Below are 431 nucleotides of genomic sequence, written 5' to 3' on the forward strand. Positions count from 1 at the left end.
CCCTGTTGCTGCTGGGCGTGCCCGGCACGGCCAAGTCCTGGGTTTCCGAGCACCTCGCCGCGGGCATCACCGGCAATTCGACCCTCGTGATCCAGTGCACGGCGGGGACAGACGAAAACCAGATCCGCTACGGTTGGAACTACGCCCAATTGCTCGCACACGGACCGAGCCGCGAAGCACTCGTCCCCACGCCGCTGATGCGCGCGATGGAGAGCGGCAAGCTCTGCCGTTTCGAAGAGCTGACGCGGATGGGCAGCGACGTGCAGGACACGCTGATCACCGTGCTGTCGGAAAAGATGATGCCGATCCCGGAGCTCAACACCGCCGTCTACGCCCAGCGCGGCTTCAACATCATCGCCACCGCCAACAACCGCGACAAGGGCGTCAACGAATTGTCCTCCGCCCTCAAGCGCCGTTTCAACGTCGTCGTG

General features: G+C 64.3%; 1 protein-coding gene. It reads left to right on the forward strand.

Annotated elements, in window-relative coordinates; translation table 11 throughout:
* Positions 1 to 431: AAA family ATPase (locus tag AB4Y34_RS42015; RefSeq protein ID WP_368719328.1), on the forward strand; the 431-nt coding region annotated here is incomplete at both ends.

The organism is Paraburkholderia sp. BR10954 (genome assembly GCF_040965775.1).
In the GTDB taxonomy this organism is placed as follows: domain Bacteria; phylum Pseudomonadota; class Gammaproteobacteria; order Burkholderiales; family Burkholderiaceae; genus Paraburkholderia; species Paraburkholderia youngii.